Origin of the sequence: Aquipluma nitroreducens (genome assembly GCF_009689585.1) — a bacterium.
Classification (GTDB): domain Bacteria; phylum Bacteroidota; class Bacteroidia; order Bacteroidales; family Prolixibacteraceae; genus Aquipluma; species Aquipluma nitroreducens.
This window is the reverse complement of the sequence record NZ_AP018694.1, coordinates 3,150,573-3,172,364: the sequence shown is the minus strand read 5'-3', so window position 1 is coordinate 3,172,364 and position 21,792 is coordinate 3,150,573. Positions and strand designations below refer to the sequence as shown.

The 21,792-nt window shown below is 41.7% G+C and carries 21 protein-coding genes and 1 tRNA gene; 8 read left to right on the top strand and 14 right to left on the bottom strand.

What is annotated here, in order from left to right:
• Positions 1 to 57 precede the first annotated feature (57 nt).
• Positions 58 to 1,086: a thiamine-phosphate kinase gene (gene thiL, locus AQPE_RS13310; protein WP_318346991.1), complete on the bottom strand. Its 1,029-nt coding sequence runs from the start codon at positions 1,084 to 1,086 to the stop codon at positions 58 to 60.
• A gap of 159 nt (positions 1,087 to 1,245) precedes the next feature.
• On the opposite strand from thiL, the gene sufB reads away from it, so the two are divergent.
• The 3 genes from sufB to sufD all read left to right on the top strand — a co-directional run bounded on the left by sufB (position 1,246) and on the right by sufD (position 4,945).
• Entirely contained in the window at positions 1,246 to 2,691 is a 1,446-nt protein-coding gene (sufB, locus tag AQPE_RS13305) for a Fe-S cluster assembly protein SufB (protein ID WP_318346990.1), read from the top strand.
• A 128-nt stretch (positions 2,692 to 2,819) separates the two neighbouring features.
• Entirely contained in the window at positions 2,820 to 3,569 is a 750-nt protein-coding gene (gene sufC, locus AQPE_RS13300; RefSeq protein ID WP_318346989.1) for a Fe-S cluster assembly ATPase SufC, read from the top strand.
• 5 nt (positions 3,570 to 3,574) lie between these two features.
• Positions 3,575 to 4,945: a Fe-S cluster assembly protein SufD gene (gene sufD / locus AQPE_RS13295; RefSeq protein ID WP_318346988.1), complete on the top strand. Its 1,371-nt coding sequence runs from the start codon at positions 3,575 to 3,577 to the stop codon at positions 4,943 to 4,945.
• Positions 4,946 to 5,083: 138 nt separating this feature from the next.
• Here the strand turns inward: sufD and rpsT are convergent, their stop codons facing one another.
• From rpsT to AQPE_RS13275, 4 genes are all read right to left on the bottom strand, one after another.
• Complete coding sequence (rpsT, locus tag AQPE_RS13290) at positions 5,084 to 5,335, bottom strand: 30S ribosomal protein S20 (RefSeq protein ID WP_318346987.1); 252 nt, start codon at positions 5,333 to 5,335, stop codon at positions 5,084 to 5,086.
• Positions 5,336 to 5,367: 32 nt separating this feature from the next.
• Positions 5,368 to 5,439 (bottom strand) — tRNA-Glu (locus AQPE_RS13285).
• 178 nt (positions 5,440 to 5,617) lie between these two features.
• Entirely contained in the window at positions 5,618 to 6,559 is a 942-nt protein-coding gene (locus AQPE_RS13280; protein ID WP_318346986.1) for a hydrogen peroxide-inducible genes activator, read from the bottom strand.
• A 64-nt stretch (positions 6,560 to 6,623) separates the two neighbouring features.
• A complete protein-coding gene (locus AQPE_RS13275) occupies positions 6,624 to 7,175 on the bottom strand; it encodes a TrmH family RNA methyltransferase (RefSeq protein ID WP_318346985.1) in 552 nt (183 codons plus the stop codon).
• Positions 7,176 to 7,201: 26 nt separating this feature from the next.
• On the opposite strand from AQPE_RS13275, the gene AQPE_RS13270 reads away from it, so the two are divergent.
• The gene (locus tag AQPE_RS13270) at positions 7,202 to 7,990 is read left to right on the top strand and encodes an outer membrane protein assembly factor BamD (protein WP_318346984.1); all 789 of its coding nucleotides are present in this window, start codon (positions 7,202 to 7,204) and stop codon (positions 7,988 to 7,990) included.
• On the opposite strand, the gene ppk1 is transcribed toward AQPE_RS13270, so the two are convergent.
• From ppk1 to AQPE_RS13240, 6 genes are all read right to left on the bottom strand, one after another.
• On the bottom strand, positions 7,991 to 10,393 hold the full coding sequence (ppk1, locus tag AQPE_RS13265; RefSeq protein WP_318346983.1) for a polyphosphate kinase 1: 2,403 nt from the start codon (positions 10,391 to 10,393) through the stop codon (positions 7,991 to 7,993).
• Positions 10,394 to 10,434: 41 nt separating this feature from the next.
• The gene (locus tag AQPE_RS13260; protein ID WP_318346982.1) at positions 10,435 to 11,034 is read right to left on the bottom strand and encodes a GNAT family N-acetyltransferase; all 600 of its coding nucleotides are present in this window, start codon (positions 11,032 to 11,034) and stop codon (positions 10,435 to 10,437) included.
• Between the two features lie 40 nt (positions 11,035 to 11,074).
• Positions 11,075 to 11,263 carry a hypothetical protein gene (locus tag AQPE_RS13255; protein ID WP_318346981.1) on the bottom strand — a complete coding sequence of 63 codons (189 nt, stop codon included), beginning with the start codon at positions 11,261 to 11,263 and terminating at the stop codon, positions 11,075 to 11,077.
• Between the two features lie 28 nt (positions 11,264 to 11,291).
• A protein-coding gene (gene prfB, locus AQPE_RS13250; RefSeq protein WP_404800982.1) for a peptide chain release factor 2 occupies positions 11,292 to 12,387 on the bottom strand; the annotation gives its coding sequence in 2 pieces (ribosomal slippage) (positions 11,292 to 12,332 and positions 12,334 to 12,387; 1,095 coding nt in all).
• A 158-nt stretch (positions 12,388 to 12,545) separates the two neighbouring features.
• On the bottom strand, positions 12,546 to 13,253 hold the full coding sequence (locus AQPE_RS13245) for a hypothetical protein (protein WP_318346979.1): 708 nt from the start codon (positions 13,251 to 13,253) through the stop codon (positions 12,546 to 12,548).
• A gap of 75 nt (positions 13,254 to 13,328) precedes the next feature.
• Positions 13,329 to 14,030, bottom strand: coding sequence for a hypothetical protein (locus AQPE_RS13240; RefSeq protein ID WP_318346978.1), 702 nt, complete (start codon positions 14,028 to 14,030; stop codon positions 13,329 to 13,331).
• Positions 14,031 to 14,290: 260 nt separating this feature from the next.
• Here AQPE_RS13240 and AQPE_RS13235 point away from each other — a divergent pair, with 260 nt between their 5' ends.
• The 3 genes from AQPE_RS13235 to AQPE_RS13225 all read left to right on the top strand — a co-directional run bounded on the left by AQPE_RS13235 (position 14,291) and on the right by AQPE_RS13225 (position 16,336).
• Positions 14,291 to 14,839 (top strand): 30S ribosomal protein S16, encoded by a 549-nt coding sequence (locus tag AQPE_RS13235; protein ID WP_318346977.1) that lies wholly within the window; start codon positions 14,291 to 14,293, stop codon positions 14,837 to 14,839.
• 93 nt (positions 14,840 to 14,932) lie between these two features.
• Positions 14,933 to 15,472: a ribosome maturation factor RimM gene (locus AQPE_RS13230; RefSeq protein ID WP_318346976.1), complete on the top strand. Its 540-nt coding sequence runs from the start codon at positions 14,933 to 14,935 to the stop codon at positions 15,470 to 15,472.
• Between the two features lie 153 nt (positions 15,473 to 15,625).
• Positions 15,626 to 16,336: a head GIN domain-containing protein gene (locus AQPE_RS13225; protein WP_318346975.1), complete on the top strand. Its 711-nt coding sequence runs from the start codon at positions 15,626 to 15,628 to the stop codon at positions 16,334 to 16,336.
• 88 nt (positions 16,337 to 16,424) lie between these two features.
• Here the strand turns inward: AQPE_RS13225 and AQPE_RS13220 are convergent, their stop codons facing one another.
• Complete coding sequence (locus tag AQPE_RS13220) at positions 16,425 to 16,934, bottom strand: hypothetical protein (protein WP_318346974.1); 510 nt, start codon at positions 16,932 to 16,934, stop codon at positions 16,425 to 16,427.
• A 65-nt stretch (positions 16,935 to 16,999) separates the two neighbouring features.
• Positions 17,000 to 17,212, bottom strand: coding sequence for a hypothetical protein (locus AQPE_RS13215; RefSeq protein ID WP_318346973.1), 213 nt, complete (start codon positions 17,210 to 17,212; stop codon positions 17,000 to 17,002).
• A 462-nt stretch (positions 17,213 to 17,674) separates the two neighbouring features.
• Here AQPE_RS13215 and AQPE_RS13210 point away from each other — a divergent pair, with 462 nt between their 5' ends.
• Positions 17,675 to 20,143: a helix-turn-helix domain-containing protein gene (locus AQPE_RS13210; protein ID WP_318346972.1), complete on the top strand. Its 2,469-nt coding sequence runs from the start codon at positions 17,675 to 17,677 to the stop codon at positions 20,141 to 20,143.
• Positions 20,144 to 20,174: 31 nt separating this feature from the next.
• Here the strand turns inward: AQPE_RS13210 and AQPE_RS13205 are convergent, their stop codons facing one another.
• A complete protein-coding gene (locus AQPE_RS13205; RefSeq protein WP_318346971.1) occupies positions 20,175 to 21,725 on the bottom strand; it encodes an alpha/beta hydrolase family protein in 1,551 nt (516 codons plus the stop codon).
• Between the last annotated feature and the right edge of the window lie 67 nt (positions 21,726 to 21,792).

The window sequence follows — 21,792 nt, the reverse complement described above, 5'->3', positions numbered from 1 at the left end:
GTCATTAGTCATTAGAAAAAAGGGAGGCCAAATTTTCTAGTGACTAATGACAGTTTCCTAATCCTTCAGCGGATTCCAGCCTTGCGCCTGAAGCGGAATAATTGAGCCTCCGGTAGTAACCAGATTGGCTCCTTCATTTTCCGAAGTAATGTGGCCGATGATGGTAATGTCAAATTCTTTTTTGATCAAATCGTAGCTTGCAATTGGAACGGTGAATAGCAATTCGTAATCTTCACCTCCGTTAAGCGCAGCCACCAACGGATTGATGCTTAATTCCTCTGCAAAATCTTTGGTTTGCTTATCTAATGGCATTTTTTCTTCATAAATATTGCAACCTACCTTCGAAGCTTTACATAAATGCAACACTTCCGACGAAAGTCCATCCGAAATGTCGATCATCGAAGTCGGCTTTATATCAAGTGTTTTCAGCAATTCCTTAATATCACCGCGCGCTTCAGGTTTTAATTGTCGTTCCAGAATATAGTCATACCCTTCAAACTGAGGTTGCTGATTGGGATTCACTTTGAACACTTCGTTTTCGCGTTCCAACAATTGAAGCCCCATGTAGGCGCCTCCCAAATCGCCCGACACACAAACCAGATCGCCCGATTTTGCACCACTTCGGTAAACCAGTTCATCCTCATTGGCTTCGCCGATAGCCGTTACGCTGATTGTCAATCCGGTGAGTGAACTGGTGGTGTCGCCGCCAATCAGGTCAACACCGTATTTTTCGCAGGCCAGGTGAATTCCTGAATACAATTCCTCTATAGCTTCCAGCGAAAATTTCGATGAAATAGCGATCGAAACCGTAATCTGGCGCGGAGTTGCATTCATGGCAAACACATCCGACAGATTGACTACCACTGCTTTGTAGCCCAGATGTTTCAGCGGAACATACATCAGATTAAAATGAATTCCTTCGGTTAAAAGATCGGTGGTAATCACTATTTTTTTATCCGGAAAACTTAAAACCGCAGCGTCGTCGCCAACTCCGGTAAGCGTACTTTCATTCTTTATTTGTATTTTTTCGGTCAGGCGGGTAATTAATCCAAACTCTCCAAGTTCAGAAAGCGGTGTCTGCTTCATTGTTTCTTTCGTGTTAAAATTAAGACCTGAAGGTATTAATTACCTTCGAAGATTCGGCAAAAATAGCTTTACTTCCTTATCTTTGCAATTAATTTTAAACAGTCGGGTTTCAAGATTGTTACTAAGGCTGTAATCAGAAGCGAAAGAAAACTGTGGAACATGGAAAATCAGGATAAATTATTAAACGATATAACAACCAAGGAATACGAATACGGTTTTGTAACCGATATTGACACCGATGTTATTCCGAAAGGGTTGAGCGAGGATGTGGTAAGGCTGATTTCGGCTAAGAAAAACGAACCCGAATTCATGCTCGAATTCAGGCTGAAAGCCTACCATGCATGGCTGAAGATGAAAGCTCCGGAATGGGCACATTTGAATATTCCGCCCATCGATTTTCAGGAAACGATCTATTATGCAGCCCCCCGGAATCAGGCAAAATATGCAAGTCTGGATGAGGTCGATCCAGAATTGCTCGAAACTTTTAAAAAACTAGGAATTCCAATTGAGGAACAGAAACATCTGGCCGGAGTGGCAGTTGACGTGGTCATGGACAGCGTTTCGGTGACAACTACCTTCAAAAAAGTGTTGGCCGAAAAGGGCATTATTTTTTGTTCGTTCAGCGAGGCAGTATTAGAGCATCCTGAATTGGTAAAAAAATACCTTGGAATGTCGGTTCCACCAACTGATAATTTCTTTGCAGCACTAAATTCGGCTGTATTTTCCGATGGGTCGTTTTGTTACATCCCCAAAGGAGTTCGCTGCCCGATGGAACTTTCAACCTATTTCAGAATAAATACTGCCGGGTCAGGACAGTTTGAACGCACTTTGATCATTGCAGAAGACGATACCTACGTCAGTTATCTCGAAGGCTGTACAGCCCCGATGCGCGACGAAAATCAGTTACATGCAGCAGTTGTCGAGATTATTGCAATGGATCGTGCTGAAGTGAAATACTCGACGGTTCAGAACTGGTATCCGGGCGATAAAAACGGTATTGGCGGAATTTACAACTTTGTAACCAAGCGCGGCATTTGTCGTGGCGAATCGTCTAAAATTAGCTGGACACAAGTTGAAACTGGATCGGCAATCACCTGGAAATATCCAAGTTGTGTGTTGATTGGCGACAATTCGGTGGGCGAATTCAACTCTGTGGCATTGACCAATCACCATCAGCAGGCCGACACTGGAACCAAAATGATTCACATTGGCAAAAACACCAAAAGCACCATCGTTTCTAAAGGTATTTCGGCAGGGAAAAGCGATAACTCGTATCGTGGTTTAGTCAAAGTGATGCCGGGAGCAATAAATGCCCGCAATTATTCACAGTGCGACTCTCTTTTGCTGGGTTCAACCTGTGGCGCACATACTTTCCCGTACATCGAAGTGGGTAACAAGTCGTCGATTGTGGAACACGAAGCAACCACCTCGAAAATTGGTGAAGACCAGATTTTTTACTGTAACCAGCGCGGCATTTCAACTGAAGACGCCATTGGAATGATCGTAAACGGTTATGCTCGTGAAGTGCTGAATAAACTGCCAATGGAATTTGCCGTTGAAGCGCAAAAATTGCTGGCGATTAGCCTGGAAGGCAGCGTAGGATAAGGGGAATATTAGAATGTTAGAATCCCGAATGGTGAATGAATCTCGAATGATGAGTGTTTTTATTCAAGATTCGAGATTCGCCACTCAAGACTTGAAATTTGGAATAATAATCTTGAAACTGTTATAGAATGCTATCAATAAAAAATTTACGCGCCTCGGTTGAGGGCAAAGAAATCCTGAAAGGGATCAATCTGGAAATAAAAGCTGGCGAGGTACATGCCATCATGGGTCCAAATGGCTCCGGGAAAAGTACATTAGCCAATATTCTGGCCGGGAAATCAGACTACGAAGTTCTTGGAGGTGAAGTCACTTTCCTGGGACAGGATTTACTTGAACTGTCGCCGGAAATTCGTTCACGCAGTGGATTATTCCTGAGTTTTCAGTATCCTGTTGAGATTCCGGGTGTCCCGATGATCAATTTCCTGAAAGCCTCAGTTAATGAACATCGCAAATTCAAGGGTTTGGAGCCGCTGACAGCCGGTGAATTTCTGAAACTGATGCGTGCAAAAAAAGATATGCTTCATTTGGATACTGAACTGACCAACCGCTCTGTGAACGAAGGTTTTTCAGGAGGAGAAAAAAAGAAAAACGAAATATTCCAGATGGCCATGCTTGAACCTAAGCTCGCTATTTTGGACGAAACCGATTCAGGACTCGACATTGATGCGCTTCGTGTTGTAGCCGAAGGTGTCAATGCCTTGAAAACGCCTGAAAATGCAACCATCGTTGTAACACACTACCAGCGTTTGCTCGATTACATCGTGCCTGACTTTGTACATGTTTTGTACAAGGGCCGAATTGTAAAATCGGGTGGAAAAGAATTAGCTTTCGAACTGGAAGAAAAAGGTTACGACTGGATTAAGAACGGGAACGAATAACAATTATGAGTATTATTTCTGAAAAAATATCGCAAACGGATCAGCTGGCTTCTCTGTTCGAGCAAAGCAGGGAAAAACTGAATCAGGGCTCTTCACCCATCCTTAACAGGATGCGCGAGGTGTCGTTTAAGCGTTTTGCCCAAGCCGGAATACCCGATTTCAAGAACGAAGACTATAAATACACCAATCTGAAGCCTGCTTTTGAAAAATCGTATCGTCAGGAATTGGTGCGTGAATCAGGCTTAATTAACCTGAATGAAGTCTTCAAATGCAATATTCCACAACTGGATACGCATTTGGTTTTTCTGGTGAATGGCTGGTTTTACAGTGGCAACAATCCAAGAGCTGAACTCCCGAATGGAGTTGTACTTGGAGGTCTGGAACAAATTGCCAACGATAAGCCTGAGTTGCTTCAAAATCACCTGAACCGTCAGGCTGGATTGTCAAATGATCCTTTTGTTGCGCTGAACACGGCCTTTGCAAAAGATGGCTTTTTTCTGTTTGTTCCGAAAGGAGTTGTCATCGAAAAGCCGATTCAGATCATCAACTTACTGAGTTCCGACGAAAATCTGATGGCTACGCAGCGCAATCTGGTTATTGCCGAAGCCGCCAGTCAGGTTAAATTGCTGGTTTGTGATCACACGTTAACTTCAACTTCGTTTCTTTTCAATACTGTTTCTGAAATTTTTGTTGGCGAAGATGCCATGGTTGATGTTTACACCATCCAAAATCATCACAACCAGTCGACTTCTATAAATTCAGCTTTTTACAAACAAGAACGCAATTCGAATCTGGTTACCGGCACGGTCAGCCTACATGGAGGATTAATCAGGAATAACCTGAAAGTAACGTTCAATGGCGAACATGCAGAAGCGAATGTAAACGGCATTTCGTTTACTGATAAGAAGCAGCACGTCGATAATTTCACCGTGATCGAACACTCTTCCCCCAACTGTTTGAGCAATCAGATTTACAAAAATATACTCGACGATGAATCGACGGGCGCTTTTGCAGGCCGCATCCATGTTGCACGCGATGCACAGCAAACGGTGGCTTTCCAGCGAAACAACAATGTATTGCTGTCGGATAAAGCCCGGATGCAAACCAAACCGCAGTTAATCATTGATGCTGACGACGTAAAATGCAGCCATGGAGCAACTGTTGGCCAGATTGATGAAGAAGCCTTGTTTTTCCTTCGTGCGCGGGGAATTGGCGAGAAAGATGCCCGTATGATGCTGATGAATGCCTTTGCCCACGAAGTTATCCTGAAGATTTCGATTGAACCATTGCGTGAGCGCATCGATGAGCTGATTGAAAAACGTCTGAACGGAGAAATCAGCCGATGTCACGATTGCAACTATCAATGTAATTGCTAAACATTCTATACTTTGAATTGAAGCCTTGCAGGAAACTGTGAGGCTTTTTTTGTGATGTATAGGAGATATGAGTTTATTGTATGCAAAAAAACCGTCTTAAAACTAAGACGGTTTCTGTATATCTTGAAAATAATTTCCTTAGATCTTGTTCAGGTGTAAAACCAATGAAGATTTCAAGTTGGCAGCCTTGTTTTTGTGAATCACATTCTTTTTAGCCAATTTGTCAATCATCGAAACAACTTTTGGTAGAGCTTCAGCAACAACTTCTTTGCTAGTCTCAAGACGTAATTTTTTAACAGCATTACGCATAGTTTTAGCGTAGTATTTATTCTGCAAAGTTTTTACTTCGTCTTGCTTGATTCTCTTTTTTGCTGATTTATGATGTGCCATCTTTTTGTTTCCTAAATTGTTAAATTTATTTGTAGCCCGTAGGGGATTCGAACCCCTGCTACCAGGATGAAAACCTGGCGTCCTAACCCCTAGACGAACGGGCCAACTTGTTTATTCCCTGATTTGGGACTGCAAAAATAGACTATTTTTTTTAGTCGCCAAATTTTTTCAGAGTTTTTTGCTAAAAATCCTTTGGCTTCGTTTAGCCATAGGCGTTTTTTATTTTAGCGATGCAAAGGAAATTAAGTTTTTTGAAACAACAAGCGAATCGGCAAAAAAAATTTATCGCCATTCAACAATCGTTCCACGGTTCTTTTGCAGAAGTTTTTCGGGCATTGAGGCAACAATCTCTTTCCAAAGCAGTTCCACTAGTTTGTATTTAGCAAAATGCCTCGAAAAAACCAGACTGACTTCCCTTAGCGGATTGGCATCGACAAAAGTCCGGACATGATCAAAACGAGCTTCACTCATTCCGAGAGTCGCTAATTCAGGAATAATGGTCATTCCGCCTTCCTTATCGATAATATTCATAATGGTTTCAAGCGATCCTGCTTCGAAATGGAAAGGCAAAGCTGAATTAACTGCTCCCTTGAACGAACAAAGATTAATCACCTGATCACGGAAACAATGCCCGTCGCTTAAAAGCCAGATTTCAGGAGTAGCAATGTCTTTAAGCTTGATGTTTGACTGATTGGCGAGCGGATGATCATCGTGAAGATACAGCAACATTCCCTCATAAAACAGCGGCTTTTCGTTGATGCGTTCTTCATGAAGCGGTGTGACTAAAATTCCAACGTCGATTAAGTCGCGGTTTAAACGATCGATAATGTTGGAGGTAGTCAACTCTTCGACCTTGATGTTAATGTTAGGGTATTTTCGCTTATAATTACCAATAAACAAAGGCAACAGATAGGGTGCCAATGTTGGGATAATGCCAATCTTAAGTTCTCCGGAAATCAGGTTTTTATGATCTTTAATAATGGTATTTATCTTCTGCGACTCCTGCAAGGCAACTCTGGCCTGATCGATGATCCGGCGGCCAACGTCTGTTGGGATAAGCGGTTGTTTGCTCCGGTCAAAAATAATGACTTCCAGATCTTCTTCCAGCTTTTTAATCTGCATACTCAAGGTTGGCTGGGTGATGAAACAGTTTTCGGCAGCCTTGCCAAAATGACGAAAAGTGTCAACAGCAACGATATATTCGAGTTGGGTTAAGGTGATCATTGGTTTTGAATTTATCTGCTAAATATAACTAAAAAGTCAATTATTCAACCAAAATTAGAATGATTTAACTACTCCTTTGGAAAAGCATCTGCCTTTGCCACTCAAATAAAGCAACTGAAAGGGCATGCGAAACGTTCATCGATTTGCATTTACCAGTCATGGGAATATGCACTTTCATCTTACATTTCTGAAGGATTTCAGCCGGAAGCCCGTTTCTCTCATTCCCAAGCAGAATGATAATCTTTTCAGGAAGTTTGGTAGTAAAGATGTTGGTCGAATCTTCACTGGTCTCGATGGCAATCAATTGCCAATCCGGACTTAGCTGATTAAAAAAATCTTCCGGAGAAATAAAGATAAGCCGGACATTGTTAAGACTGAGTCCTCCCGTCTTTTTAATCGACGACATTTTAAGATGAAAATCACTACCCAGAATAAAAACATCTTCGGCTCCAACATTATCGGCCAGCCTGATCAAACTCCCTATATTTTCGGGATTAATGATTTGCCAGGCCGCAATTACAGGCTTGCACGAGAGCTCAGTATATTTTTGGTGGTTGAAAAAAACTATTGAATTTGTTTCCATCGTTCGCGGAATATCTTTTTCTTTGAGGTACAAATGACTGATTTTTTAGATTGAAAACAATGAAAAACATTAAAATAGTTGGTGTGATCTTATTCTTTGCGGTGCTTTTCTCGTGCGGAAAGTCCAACAAAGAAAGAGCTGCCGAAAGATTTAATTTGGCCGTAAATGTTTATGAAAAAGGAGATACGATTACCGCTTTGCAACAATTAGATTCGGTCAGTAGTTTGTTTCCTGAAGCGATTGAATCGATAGCGAAAGCGAAGGAAATGAGCCACAAAATAAATTCTGAAATATTGTCCCGAAAGCAGGATCAATTCGACAAAGTAAGTAGCCGAATCAATGAACTTGAGAAATTATTTGACAAGGAAAAAACAGAATTTGACCGGTTTACCCAATACATCCATAAATCGCAAAAATTTGAACGCCGGTGGGATCAATCGTTTATCCAGCTTCACCTCGACGAAAGAGGCGAATTGTATATATCAAGCAATTATTATGGAGCTGAGTGGCTGAATCATATGGGTATAAGAGTTTACGACGGCATTTTCCAGGCGAAAACAGATTCAGTGTCATTGGATGATCCGAACAATCACCACAGCGAGTTTATGAACACACATTGGGAAAAAGTGAGTTACATGAATGGCAAAGACAACGGAGTTATCCAGTTTATTGCCGATAATGCTGACCGAAACCTCAAGGCTGTTTTTCTGGGGAAACGCCAGTTTTTCATCGTTCTTGAAGCAGGCGATAAACAGGCGATAAAAGATGCCCTCAACTTATCAAATGCTTTGAAAATGAAAGCTGAACTCCAAAAAGAGATCAAAGAGCTTCAGGCAAAATTGATTTGATCAAATCAATTTCAGGATTTCTTCGACCGGACGGGCAATAACAGCGTGCGTTCCTTTGATAACCAATGGACGTTGAATCAGTCTGGGATTTTCAACCAGAATCTGAATCCATTCATCATCGCTAATTTCTTTTCCCTTATAATTTAGTTTATAAAATTCTTCGTTGGTCCGGATTATATCGGTAACCAAAAGACCTGATTTACTTAGGAATTCCTTGATTTCTTTCGGTGTAATTCCATTTTTCATGTAGTCGATTACTTCAATTTCAAAACCTTTTTCTTCCAGGTATTTAAGCCCTTCACGGCTTTTCGAGCAACGTGGATTGTGGTAAATTTTCATGAGATTCTGATGTCTTTTTTTGATGTAAATATGATAATCTTCCTGGGCACGATAACGTTGACCGTTCGTTTGATTGTTATACCGATTGCTCAATGCACTGTCCAAAATACGGGCTTTGGTATTATCCCGAAGCTGTATCCGAAGCAATTCTTTCAGTTCGTTCCTGATTTCAGGAGAATAGATCGGACAGGCCACTTCGATTCGCCGGTCGAGGTTTCGCGGCATCCAGTCGGCTGATGAAATGTATATATCTTCCTTTCCACCGTTGGCAAAAAGGAAAACGCGGGTATGCTCCAGGTATTTATCGACAATACTAATGGCTTCGATGTTTTTACTTAGTACGGGATCGCCGGTTTTCAAACCAAATATTCCACGGATGATCAGTTGAATTTTCACGCCTGCCTGACTTGCCTCGTAAAGCTTATCAATCATGCTGGGATCAATCAAACTATTCATTTTCAGAACCATATAGGCCATCTTTCCTTTTTTCGCGTTAGCAATCTCCTGATCGATTTTATGGATAAAGAAATTTCGCATCGAAAACGGACTGATGATGATCTGGTTATAGTTAAAATGATTATAGGTGTGTTTGAAAAATTCGAACATGTGAGCCACGTCGTTGGCAATCTCATGATCAGCAGTCATCAAACCTTTATCGGCATATACACGGGCAGTTCCCTCGTGAAAATTTCCGGTACCAATGTAGGCGTAATTACGAAGCCCATTTTTCTCTTTTCGTTGAATCCACGCCAGTTTGCAATGTACTTTTAATCCTGGAATGCCATTGATTACCTGCGCGCCTTCTTCCTGAAGTTTATTGGACCAAAAGATGTTGGCTTCTTCGTCAAACCGAGCCTGCAACTCAATAACAACAGTCACTTTTTTGCCATTCCGAATGGCATTCAGCAAAGCATTTACAACCTTGGAAGTATCTGAAACCCGATAAATGGTTATACCAATTTCACGAACTTTAGGATCGATGGCTGCCTCTCTCAGTAAATCGATAAAATGCGAGAAACTCTGGTAAGGATAATGAAGCAAGACATCCTTATGCCGAAGTTTTTTCAATATACTTTGATGAGGAGGCAAATCTTTGTGAGGAACCGGCGGAAAGCTTTGATAATAATGTCTTGATTTCCCGATCTCCGGAAAATTCATAAAGTCTTTATGGTTGTGATATCTCCCACCTGCGACGGTTTTTTCAGCGCCATCGAGTTTCATCTTTTTCATGATGAATTCGAGCAAATCGTCAGGCATTTCACGGTCGTAAATAAGCCTTACCGGAATACCAATTTTGCGCTTTTTCAGGCTGAGTTCCATCTTTTCCATGAAACTTTTTGAAATGTCATCATCAATATCCAGCTCTGCGTCGCGGGTAACTTTGATGGTATAGGCTTCGAAATGGTCGAAACTAAAAATAGGAAACACATCATTCAGGCAAAACCGAATGATGTCGTCAACCAAAATGATGTACTTTTTATTTCCCTGTTCAGGCAAAACCAGAAACCGGGAAACAGACCGGGAAGGAACACGAATCAAAGCATAAGCAAACTTTTGGGGCGAATTTGTTTCAGATAATTTGACGGCCAGGTAAACAGATTTGTCGCGCAAATACGGGAACTTCATAGATTTTCCCAGCATGATCGGGACGATATTGGGCAGTACTTTGGTGTTAAAATATTTCCGGACATATACGCCCTGCTCGTGTGTCAATTGCTTTTCATCGAGCATGAAAATATTTTCATTGGCCATTTCAGCCCAAATTTTCCTGTAAATTTCCTGTGCCTTTTGCTGTTGCTGAACTACTGTTTCCTGAATTTTATCGTACAATTCATCAGCAGTGTAATTGCCCAGAAGAGTTTCGTCGTCTTTTCCATATTCGAGCATTCGGCGAACTGCAGCAACCCTTACTCTGAAAAACTCGTCAAGGTTGTTTGAAAAAATACCCAGAAACCTGACTCGCTCAAACAATGGCACCGTGGGATCCTCGGCTTCCTGAAGTACCCGGGCATTAAACGAAAGCCAGCTAATCTCTCGGTTATTGTATTTACTTGCCTTGTTCATCTTCTGAGTTTTAAAAATCAAAACAACAAATAAACAGTCTCTTACAATTTAAGTTTATTCATGCCATTCTGAATGGCCTCCTGAAATACCGGAAGTCCGACAATCTCATTTAAAGGAATTATACGATCTTTTGGCGCTTCACTTTCATCTTGAAGAAACAACTCGAACCAGCCTACATTTTGCCATTGATTTAGTTTGTAGCCCACCTTTGAAAACTCACCGCACTTACGGTATCCAAAATGCTCATGAAAAGCCACGCTCGGTTCGTTTGGCATGGTAATAATAGCCAGTAAATCGGCAATTCCCTGATAACGAACCATCTGATTAAGGCTGGTATAAAGGGCACCGGCAACTTTCATGCGCTGAAAATCGGGGTGAACATACACCGAAACTTCTTTACTCCACCGGTATGATGCACGACTGCGGTAACCCGAGGCATAGGCATATCCGGCAATCCGCCCATCGATTTCGCAAACCAGGTAAGGCAGCTCGGCCATTATTCCCTGTATCCGTTCCCAGAAAGAGGCTTCGTCAGGAACAATTTCTTCAAAAGTGACGGAGGTTTCAAGGATAAAAGGAGCATATATTTCCAGAATTCCCGAAACATCGCGTTTCTCTACTAACCGTATAATTGGATTCATTTCAATTGTTGATTATGAATTATGAACTTATTTTTGTCGATCAGGATAACTTCTTTTTATCCCTCACTGCTGCTGTAATTTGAGTTAATAATATTCCGGATAAGGCTCCAATGGCAAAAATTGATAAAAACTCAACAGTCCTGACACTCCCGTCTGAGATAATCCTAAAATAATTTCCTATGGAAATTATCAAAAGAACCGCTACAACTGAAATTGCTCTTTTTTTCATTTGGACATCAATTTTAAATGTTACTATTTCAATTCACATCATCGCTAAATTCCATCAAAAAGGCTTTAATAAAACCGTCAATTCCTCCGTCGAGCACAGCATTCACATTTCCCGACTCAAAACCTGTACGGACATCTTTTACCAGCTTGTAGGGCTGAAGTGTGTATGACCTGATCTGGGATCCCCATTCAATCTTTTTCTTTGTGGCGTTGATTTGCTGCTCAGCTTCCTGCCGTTTCCGAAGCTCCAGTTCGTATAACTGAGATTTCAGTAAACGAAGTGCATTGTCTTTGTTCCCAAATTGCGAGCGGCTTTCGGTATTCTCGATGATAATGCCCGTTGGTGCGTGACGAAGACGAACTCCGGTTTCAACCTTATTTACATTCTGTCCGCCTGCCCCACCCGATCGAAAAGTATCCCAGGTAATATCGGCAGGATTGATTTCAACTTCAATGGTGTCGTCAATAGCTGGCGCAACAAAAACTGAAGCAAAAGAGGTCATGCGTTTACTCTGTGCGTTGAAAGGAGACAGACGTACCAACCGGTGCACTCCATTTTCACTTTTCAGGAAGCCGTACGCGTATTCGCCTTCGAATTCAATGGTGCAGCTTTTCACTCCAGCTTCGTCGCCCTCGTGATATTCAATCGTTTTCACCTTATAGCCCTGTTTCTCGCCATAACGCATGTACATGCGCATTAGCATTTCGGCCCAGTCGTTACTTTCGGTACCCCCAGCTCCCGCATTGATGCGCAAAATTGCTCCTAATTTATCCTCCTCTTTTCGGAGCATATTCTTGGTTTCAAGAGTTTCAATAGCCTCAAGAGTTATATTGAATTGTTGTTCAACATCGTCCTCTGTTGCCTCGTCCATCTCGAAAAAGTCAAACAAGACCAGCAAATCTTCCATAGCTTGATCAACCTGCTTGAATCCGTCAGTCCATACTTTAATCGAACGAACGACTTTCATCTGAGCCTCAGCTTCTTTTGGATTATTCCAGAAAGCAGGATCCTGAGTTTTCAGTTCCTCTTCCTGTAGTTGGATCACTTTCTGATCGTAGTCAAAGATGCCTCCTTAACGCATCCCGGCGATCATTGAGACCTTTTACCTGTTCTTTGAAAATCATTTTTTTCTTTTAAATGTTACTAAAAACAAAAGTAGAAAATGAATCGTGAATCGGAAGGTCACAGTAAACATTTGTTTTCTAAACAAAAAATCGGTCGATACAGATTAATTCTAATTATCTATATCGACCGATTTGTATTGAATCTTGTTCTCTTTTACTTATTGACCCCAAACTAAAGTCGATTCAGATATTGAAGTGGCCTGCAACTGATATGAATTTATATTCGAGGAGTCCTCATACTCAAATGCATAAATTTTGACTGTGTACGTAGCTCCGTTTATGGGATAACCTGATGTCCATCCACTAGTCGAAGAATTGAGAGTACCGGATACAACGGTGTTGGAAAGTTCACTGCTCCTGAATACAATAGTTCCCGATTCGTCTACTACATAAATAATGTAGCTATCAGCATTTGCTAAAGCAGTCCAACTAAGTTCAGCATACGAACTTGCCGTATTGTATTCGCATTTTTCGAAAGTGACCGGAACAAGGGCATTGGATGTCAGAATATCCTGACATTCGAAGGTTGCGCCACTATCGAATACTCCGCTGAAAGTGTATGTGCTTGCTTCTGGAACAGTCTCTGAATATTCCGAGTCTGACGGTTCTTTATAGAAATTATAGGAGTACGAACCATTTGCCGCAAGAGGGATCGCTTCAAAGGGACTGGTTGAATTTACGGCGGTTGCCGTTTTAATGGAGCTGAAGGCGTATGCATACAATGCAACCCCATAAATTACTTCTGTTCCTGAACGCTTACTGACAATGATTGCATCGCCAACTACCGAAGAATCGTCGCTATCTTTGTTACACGACGACAAAAAAGCTACCAATAAAATTAAAGTAAAGATTTTTAACTGTTTCATTTGAGTAAATATTTAGCTAAATCTACTCCGTCTAAACTTGTCTTTACCCTAACTTAAAATGAATAATATTCAACATTACTTGCCCCAAACAATTGATCTTTCGGCCATAGAGACTGACTGCATATTATAGGTATTACCATTGTCTTCGTACAAATAAGCATTGAGTCTGAGCGTATAAGTTTTTCCTGCAACAGGGGTAATTCCGTTAATCCATCCACTTGAAGTCGCGCTTAGTGTATATGATTTTATCGTATTGGCAAGCTCAAGGCTTCCAAAAACCATTGTTGAACCATCCATAATATTGATGGCATAACTATCAGCATCAGTCACTGATGCCCATGTTGCTGTAAGCTCACTGGTGGTTGCATCAAATTTAGGGACATCGAGAACTGGAACTGATAAAGCGCTCGCAGTCAATTCATCGGTAAACTCATCGGTAACACCATTCTCAAAAACGGCAGTGAAGTTAAAGGTAGAAGCAACAGGTTTTGTGACAGTAAATTCAGTATCCGGAGCTTCGTAGGCAAAATTTGTTTTATACCCTTGATTCTCCTTTAATGTATAGTTTTTTGTAGCATCAGCCGAGCTGGTGGCTTTCACACTTTGGAATGGACTAAAGGAATAAGCATACAGGGATACTCCATAAACCGTATTTGTTCCTGATTTTTTGACCACAATGATTGCATCGCCTGTACCGGAACCTTCATCCTGATTCTTGTTGCACGAAGCTATAAGTAAGGCGATTGAAACAAGAACGAAAAAATTAAGTAGTTTCATGTTTTTATACTTCTTTTGAAAAATAAACAATTAATAAAATCTAAGATGCCAATACAGAGTTCAAGGTTGTGTCGGTACAAAGATATTTATTTGACTGTTAATCGAACTTCCGGGAAAGGAGTTTTATTGTCCTGTGGTATCGATAAATAGATAAACCACCGAATCAGAAACTTTTAAAACCAATTTTGAATTCAGGATTAAAGTTTTATCTTTGCGCCACAAATTTTTTAATAACTGTTTATCATTTAAACTTAAGCAAAATGCCAGCAAAAATCAGATTGCAACGACATGGTCGTAAACGGTATGCTTACTATCACATTGTGATAGCTGATAGCAGGGCGCCACGGGATGGTAGTAACATTGAAAGGATTGGATCTTATAATCCAAACACAAATCCTGCTACTATTGAACTCGATTTTGACAAAGCTTTAACATGGCTTGCCAATGGTGCTCAACCAACCGACACAGTAAGAGCTATTTTATCTTACAAAGGAGTAATGTACAAAAAACATCTTTTAGGTGGTGTAGCCAAAGGCGCTTTCACTGCTGAAGAAGCTGAAACTAAATTCGAAGCTTGGGTAGCCGAGAAAGCGAATAAAGTTCAGGCTAAGAAAGATGGATTAGTTAGCAGTGTTGAGGCTTCACGCAAGACTCAGCTTGAAATGGAAGCTAAAAAGAGCGCAGAAAGAGCAAACGCTATTGCTAAACGCAATGCCGAAGCTGCTGCTGCTGCCAAAGCCGCTTCTGAACCTGCACCAGTTGTTGAAGAAGTAGCTGAAGAAGCTGCTCCTGAAGAAACTGAAGGATAACAACTAGTCGAATGCTGTTTTAACCTTCGGGATAAAACAGACAACTTATAAAAGCGATAGAGAAATCTGTCGCTTTTTTCTATTTTTACAACTATGGAAACAATACCCAAAAGCAATTGCGTAAAAGTTGGCTTTGTTCAGAAGCCTCACGGAATACACGGCGAACTGGTTATCCGGTTTGAAGAGCAGTATTACGAAACCCTCGAAGAATGTCCGACTCTTTTTCTCGAAATAGATAATTTACTCGTTCCCTTTTTCATTTCTGAAGAAGGACTGCGATTTAAATCGGGAGAAGCTGTAATTACAAACCTCGAATGGATTGATACGGATAAAAAAGCCAAAGCCATCTGTGGATTATCTGTCTTCGTTAATCAGGACGACATCATTGAGTTCGAGGATGAATTGAACACAAATGAGCTTGTGGGTTATCGGTTATTCGACGAAACGCTCGGGCTAATTGGCGAAATTACCGAAGTAAACGACTTCTCCGGAAACCTATTGCTTTCGGTCGTTTACCAGGGAAAAGAAGCAATGATTCCGCTAAACGAAGATTTGATCGTCCGGTTGAATGAAGATTTACGCGAAATCGAATTGCAGATTCCTGAAGGCTTGTTTAATCTGGACGACGAGTAGAAAAGTCTCAGTCATCAATCTCAGTATTCAGGAACTTAAATCCGACGACTGACAACTGCGACTGAACACTTTTTTCTGCCTCCATGCAACTTCCCGAATAATTTACCGTCTATAATAGCGTTAATTCAGAGGAAACAATCAAATTAATTACACATGAGAACAAAATTAGCAACAGCGTTTATTTTATTCGTTTTTATTCTAACAGGAATACAGGTCCAGGCCGAAGAACAAAACCGGAAGGTTGATCCGTTTTCGGAAATTTCGTTACGGATTGGAGCCAAAGTTCATCTGGAACAGGGCGCAAAACAAAACCTCGAAATTGTCGCCAAATCTTCGACACTCGACGAGATTATTACCGAAGTAAAAGACGGGAAACTGATTATCCGCTTCCCCAACAAAGATTATTTTTGGAAAACATTTCAACCCGGCGAAGTAATTATTTACATCACGACTCCTGAAATTAATGGTTTGGGCGTTTCCGGATCGGGCGATATTATTGCTGAAAATGAGATTAAAACCAAAATCCTTGATCTTGGGGTGAGTGGTAGCGGAAACATCAGATTGTCTGAGCTTTCGGCAGAGCGCGTAAAATCATCAATCTCAGGTTCGGGCGATATTGTTTTGGCGGGTAAAGCTGCGGCTCAGGATTTGAGCGTTGCCATTTCGGGCAGTGGAAACTTTAAAGGATTTGACTATAGCGCTGACGATGTTTCGGTTAAAATTGCGGGTTCAGGAAATGTTGATATCGAAGCCAATAAAAACCTGTACGTTCGCCTGGCTGGCTCCGGAAATGTAACATACAAAGGCAGACCAATGATTGACCAATCGATCGCTGGCTCCGGAAAAGTAAGAAGTGCCAGATAACTGGATTTATCACTTCGGGATGAAATATGAAAAGGCGACTTGTACATGATTACGAGCCGCCTTTTTACATTTTACCCAGTTAATTAAATCATTTCACCGTCATGATCAATCTGGCGAACTTAACTTCTTTATCCTCTCTGGTTTTTAGCCCTTCTTTCACTGCAAGTTGGGTTGTTAGATCCATTGTACCACCCGAATCTTCCATAAATGCAGCCAACTGCGCTTCATCTTTATACATGCTGAAGGTAATGTGCGAGGCGTAAGCCTCGCTCCCTGCTGGCAAAATGGCGCGAAGCAACCCCCAATTTCCTTTTTTCCCCTGATCGACCATCTGTTGGTGCCAAGGTTTAAATATTTCAGATTCAACTTTTTCATAGCTATCGTCCAACTGCTTCATAATGTCCAAAGTCGCAATTGTTCCCACTTTCATGTCAAAGTCGCTTTTCGTCTGATCAACCATCTTAAAAAGAACCTGATTAGCCATATCCCGGGATTTTCCGGTTTTATCAAACATGGCATTCAGGTCTTTGTCAGTTTTGGTTGGATAAGCTTTTTTTGCATATCCGTAAACATCCAAAGAATTAATTGATTTCAACATATCCTGAAGATTGGCAAATAATGTAACTGTCAAATATTGTGATCCTTGCTTTGTTCCAGAAGGCGTTAGCGACCAAAGATCCCATCCGAGTATTGATTTGTCGGTACACGTTGCTTGTGAATACCCGACCAAAATTCTTCAACCTGCTGATAATCCGATCCGTTTTCGCCTTTTACCTGCATAAACTCAAACAATAAATACAATTGAGGAGGATTGTTTTGTGCGTTCAAACTTAAGGTCATTAAAATGACCACTACTGATGTTAAAAGTCTTTTCATTGCTGTAATTTTAAGTGTTCATAATTGACAACAGTTCTGAAACCCCGACATTTCGGGATTCAATTCGGTAACTTAACGACATTGATTTTGTGCTACTAGGTGCCAGTTGAACGAATCAACTGTTATTTTGAATAACCCTTCTCAGGGTTTCTGAAGTTTATAAATAGTTCAGAAGAAATACATCCTATGATTCTGGATTTATTCAGCTATACGTAAGCAAATCAGTTAGGTTGGCATTTAAAGACTTTTTTGTCTTAATATATCTGTATTCATTCCAAAGTGCTACTCAAGAGTTGTTAAAAGAGACTTTTTCTCTGATTTAATAGTCACTTGTTGTTAAAACAAGGGCAAAATTCAAATAGAAGCACAAGCAAATATTTTCCTCAAATAAGTCGCTTTTTAATACCTTTGTAAGAGAACGAACAATAAATCAACCACCACTCCAATAAACAGTTTGCAGCAATGGAATATGAGTCGAACCCGCAATTAGAGCTTGCCTTTAATTTTCTTCAGTTTACCAACCAAAATATTTTTCTGACTGGAAAAGCCGGAACCGGGAAAACCACTTTTTTGCGTAACCTGAAGAAACAATCGCCCAAGCGAATGGTGGTAGTGGCGCCAACCGGTGTGGCTGCTATCAATGCGGGCGGGGTAACCATTCACTCATTTTTCCAGATGTCGTTTGGCCCACAAATACCCGTTGATCCCGACCAGCAAAGACAAGTGGCAGTCCCTGCCGATGGCAATGTGGCCGCCGGGATCAAACGATTCAGTCGCGAAAAAATCAACATCATGCGCAGCCTCGATCTTTTGGTGATCGACGAAATTTCGATGGTTCGCGCCGACATTCTGGATGGAATCGACGAGGTGCTTCGTCGCTATAAAAACCGCTACAAACCTTTTGGCGGTGTACAATTACTCATGATTGGCGATTTGCAGCAATTAGCTCCGGTTGTCAAAGAAGACGATTGGGCTATCCTGAAACCGTATTACGATACTTGTTTTTTCTTCAGCAGTCATGCTTTGAAACGATCAAAATTTACTGGCATCGAGCTAAATCATATCTTCCGGCAAAGCGATCAAAAGTTTATCGACCTGCTCAACAAAGTGCGCGAAAATCGTATGGATGCGGCCACCCTTCAGGAATTAAACCAACGGCACATCCAGGGATTTAATCCGGAAGAAAAAGAAGGCTACATAACCCTGACCACACACAATTACCAGTCGCAGCAAATCAACAATTCGAAACTGGACAAGCTGAATACCAAATCGCACCGTTTTAAAGCCGAGGTAAAAGGCGAATTTCCGGAGTACTCCTACCCCACCGACCCCGAACTGGAGCTGAAAGTTGGCGCGCAGGTGATGTTCGTAAAGAATGATACAGAAAAACGATTTTACAACGGGAAAATCGGTAAAATAACCAACATCAATGACGAAACCATTGAAGTGCAATGTCCGGGCGATTACCTGCCTATTGATGTGGAGAAGACTGAATGGCAAAATGCCAAATATACATTGAACGAAACCACACAGGAAATCGATGAAGATGTGATCGGCACCTTCACACAGTTTCCTCTGAAACTGGCCTGGGCCATTACCATCCATAAAAGCCAGGGATTGACGTTCGAAAAGGCGATTATCGACGCTCGTGCATCGTTTGCACATGGGCAGGTTTATGTGGCACTGAGCCGCTGCAAAACCCTCGAAGGATTGGTATTGAGTTCGCCCATTGCCGACTTCAGTGTAAAAAATGACACAACTGTGATCCAGTTTTCGGATGATGTGGAGCGAAACCAGCCCGGGTTGGCAGAATTGGAACAATCGAGAAAGGAATACGTGAAACAGTTGCTTGGCGAATTGTTCGATTTTAAGCCCATGTCACGACAGATTCAGTACCTGCTAAAACTTTGGGAAGAACATCAGGCACAATTGCTTGGCACGCTGAAAGAAAATCTGCAAGGCTTAACCATTCCATTGCAGACCGAATTGATTAATGTTGCGGAAAAATTCGAGAATCAAATCAGACAACTGATTGCTAATTCGCCCAATGCCGAAGAAAACGAGCAACTTCAGGAACGGGTTAGAAAAGCAGCCGATTACTTCTCCGGAAAGCTTCTATCCATCGTAGAAGAGCCTTTTTCAACAGCATCATTCAGTACCGACAATAAAGCCATCCGCAAAAGTTTTAACGAAGCGGCCGACAAGCTCCGGAAAGAAATACACACAAAAAAAGTGTGTCTCGCGTTGTGCAAAAGTGGTTTTAACCTGAAAACCTACCTTGAAATCAAGTCGAAATCGGCCATCGAAATTCCTGAAGCAGGGCACAAAGGATCGACCTCTTCCAGTGCATCTACCTTCACAATGCATCCTGAATTCTACGCCAGACTGAAAAAGTGGCGCGACGAAAAAGCGGATTTACTAAATGTCGAAATCCGGAGAATCGTTCCGCAGAAAACCCTGCACGATATTGTACAAACTTTGCCGGCATCGAAAAATGAGTTAAAAGCCGTAAAAGGAATGGGCGGCACCCGGATGCAACAATTTGGGAAAGAAATTTTGGAAATGGTGATCGCCTACCGCAAAGAAAAAGGCCTGGAATTGCCCATTGGCGCTGAAAAGGAAGCGGCAAAAGCAAGTTTAAGCACACAGGGAACAAGTCTCGAACTGTTCAAAGGCGGCAAAACCATTCCTGAAATTGCCAAAGAGCGCGGCATGGCTGTTTCGACCATTGAAGGACATTTGGCTCATTTTATCGGGACCGGCGAAATACCTATTGAAAAACTGGTTGAGCCCGAAAAAGTAAAAGTTATTGTGAAATACCTCGACCAACACAACAGCGGCAACCTTTCGGATATTCGCATCGGACTAAACAATCAGTATTCTTATGGCGAAATCCGGTTTGTATTAAAACATTTGGAATCAACCCGATAAAGAACTGAATCACCCAGATTATCAAATCAGTTTACCTGCGAACCGGAGTTCGCTCATACTTCAGTAACTTACTGGCCCAGGGTATAAAATATTTAAAATTTGGAGCGTCAGTGTGGCCGCCATCATGCTGACGCCAGGCCAATTCACCTTCAATGAATCCGGTATTAACCGGAGGCATTTTTTCGGTCAGGTAATCGTTTGAAACACCAAGATCTTTTACTCCTAACAACTTAAATACAGAACCAGCGGCTATTGTTGCCATGTAACTGCCGTGCTGATCGAGCCATTTGGCATCGCCTTTCTCCGGAATACCATAACTAATGAATGTGAATCGCGGGGCACAAAGAGCAATCAGTTCGTGCGAATCAACCGGCAAATCGCACCCAGTTTTACTGCCAAAAACAGCTTCCGAAGCGCCATATTTCATGTAGTTACCCGCCATCCAATAATATTCGCCACCGGTAAGGCTTTCAACAGCCTCGCCAAATACGCGACGATGCAAGGTAGCTCCACCTTTCCCTGAAGAACCAATTAATCCAACCACGAAACGAGGTTCAAAAGCCAGTGTGACCAATGCCGCTTTTCCATATCGCGAAACACCTTCAATGCCCACTTTTTTAGAGTCGACCAACGAGTCTGTTTCCAGGTAATCCAATCCACGTGCGGCACCCCATGCCCACGCCCGAAGCGCTCCCCAATCATCCGGCTTTCGGGGTTGACCTTTATTGACCAATCCTATGATTCCTCTTGTAATACCTGCACCATTATCGGCCTGAATGCTATTGGGATCGATCGTAACATATCCCCAGCCTGCTGCCAGTAATTGTTCAGTCGGAGAAAGATCGCCTTCCGGTTTCGGTGCGAAAAAATTTGGTCCTGCCAATCTCGTAATAGGCATATATGCCGGATATTGATCAAAAATTGACTTCAATTCCGGATTAATTTTAATCATCATTTCTTTAAATGTGGTATTCAATTTTTCCATGTCATCGGGTGATGGTTGCGCAGGCGAAGGAAAAGACGGGCGTCCACCGAACATCATCAATACCGGGACAGGACCTTTGACATTGGCAGGCACAACCAGCATCATATTAATATCTACATTGATCAACGGATATTCACTATTATCAACATGACCAACCAATTGTTTGGCAATTACGGGTGTCCAACCCACAAATTCACGATCAGTGATTTTTACAGTCCACTTTACATTTGGAATATTTTGAGGGAGGCATCCATAAACTTCCCGTTCAATGTCCTCTGCAATTTCCGGGCGGCGTTGTTTCCACCACATTTCTTCAGAAGTCACTTTTTTGCCGCTTCTCGTTATAAGAATATCCGGTAACTGAGGGCAAGGATTAGCCAGAGACTCATCAGTATTGGCGTGATTCGGATCTGATTCATTGCCGCTCGGACCTGGCCTAAGCGCTTTAATTCCCAACTGCTGCATCATGTTGTCATGATCCTGTTGAGCAGTAAACGTTACCAAGGGTGAATATTTACTATTGCCTACTTTTTCCTCCTGAGCCATTGATGCAGCGGCAAAATTGATTACCAATAAAAAAATTAGCGACGTTTTCATTTGTCTGGATTTTGATTCTATATGTACATCAACACGTCAAAACGTTTTACTTGATTACAGCTATTTC

What these genes read in the sequence shown, in the direction of transcription:
- AQPE_RS13255 (WP_318346981.1), bottom strand. Translation starts at nt 11,263, where the DNA reads ATGAAAAAAAGAGCAATTTCAGTTGTAGCGGTTCTTTTGATAATTTCC.
- AQPE_RS13220 (WP_318346974.1), bottom strand. Translation starts at nt 16,934, where the DNA reads ATGTTGAAATCAATTAATTCTTTGGATGTTTACGGATATGCAAAAAAA.
- AQPE_RS13205 (WP_318346971.1), bottom strand. Translation starts at nt 21,725, where the DNA reads ATGAAAACGTCGCTAATTTTTTTATTGGTAATCAATTTTGCCGCTGCA.
- sufC (WP_318346989.1), top strand. Translation starts at nt 2,820, where the DNA reads ATGCTATCAATAAAAAATTTACGCGCCTCGGTTGAGGGCAAAGAAATC.
- AQPE_RS13225 (WP_318346975.1), top strand. Translation starts at nt 15,626, where the DNA reads ATGAGAACAAAATTAGCAACAGCGTTTATTTTATTCGTTTTTATTCTA.
- AQPE_RS13270 (WP_318346984.1), top strand. Translation starts at nt 7,202, where the DNA reads ATGAAAAACATTAAAATAGTTGGTGTGATCTTATTCTTTGCGGTGCTT.
- AQPE_RS13215 (WP_318346973.1), bottom strand. Translation starts at nt 17,212, where the DNA reads ATGAAAAGACTTTTAACATCAGTAGTGGTCATTTTAATGACCTTAAGT.
- rpsT (WP_318346987.1), bottom strand. Translation starts at nt 5,335, where the DNA reads ATGGCACATCATAAATCAGCAAAAAAGAGAATCAAGCAAGACGAAGTA.
- AQPE_RS13260 (WP_318346982.1), bottom strand. Translation starts at nt 11,034, where the DNA reads ATGAATCCAATTATACGGTTAGTAGAGAAACGCGATGTTTCGGGAATT.
- thiL (WP_318346991.1), bottom strand. Translation starts at nt 1,086, where the DNA reads ATGAAGCAGACACCGCTTTCTGAACTTGGAGAGTTTGGATTAATTACC.
- ppk1 (WP_318346983.1), bottom strand. Translation starts at nt 10,393, where the DNA reads ATGAACAAGGCAAGTAAATACAATAACCGAGAGATTAGCTGGCTTTCG.
- sufB (WP_318346990.1), top strand. Translation starts at nt 1,246, where the DNA reads ATGGAAAATCAGGATAAATTATTAAACGATATAACAACCAAGGAATAC.
- AQPE_RS13235 (WP_318346977.1), top strand. Translation starts at nt 14,291, where the DNA reads ATGCCAGCAAAAATCAGATTGCAACGACATGGTCGTAAACGGTATGCT.
- sufD (WP_318346988.1), top strand. Translation starts at nt 3,575, where the DNA reads ATGAGTATTATTTCTGAAAAAATATCGCAAACGGATCAGCTGGCTTCT.
- AQPE_RS13230 (WP_318346976.1), top strand. Translation starts at nt 14,933, where the DNA reads ATGGAAACAATACCCAAAAGCAATTGCGTAAAAGTTGGCTTTGTTCAG.
- AQPE_RS13240 (WP_318346978.1), bottom strand. Translation starts at nt 14,030, where the DNA reads ATGAAACTACTTAATTTTTTCGTTCTTGTTTCAATCGCCTTACTTATA.
- AQPE_RS13280 (WP_318346986.1), bottom strand. Translation starts at nt 6,559, where the DNA reads ATGATCACCTTAACCCAACTCGAATATATCGTTGCTGTTGACACTTTT.
- AQPE_RS13245 (WP_318346979.1), bottom strand. Translation starts at nt 13,253, where the DNA reads ATGAAACAGTTAAAAATCTTTACTTTAATTTTATTGGTAGCTTTTTTG.
- AQPE_RS13210 (WP_318346972.1), top strand. Translation starts at nt 17,675, where the DNA reads ATGGAATATGAGTCGAACCCGCAATTAGAGCTTGCCTTTAATTTTCTT.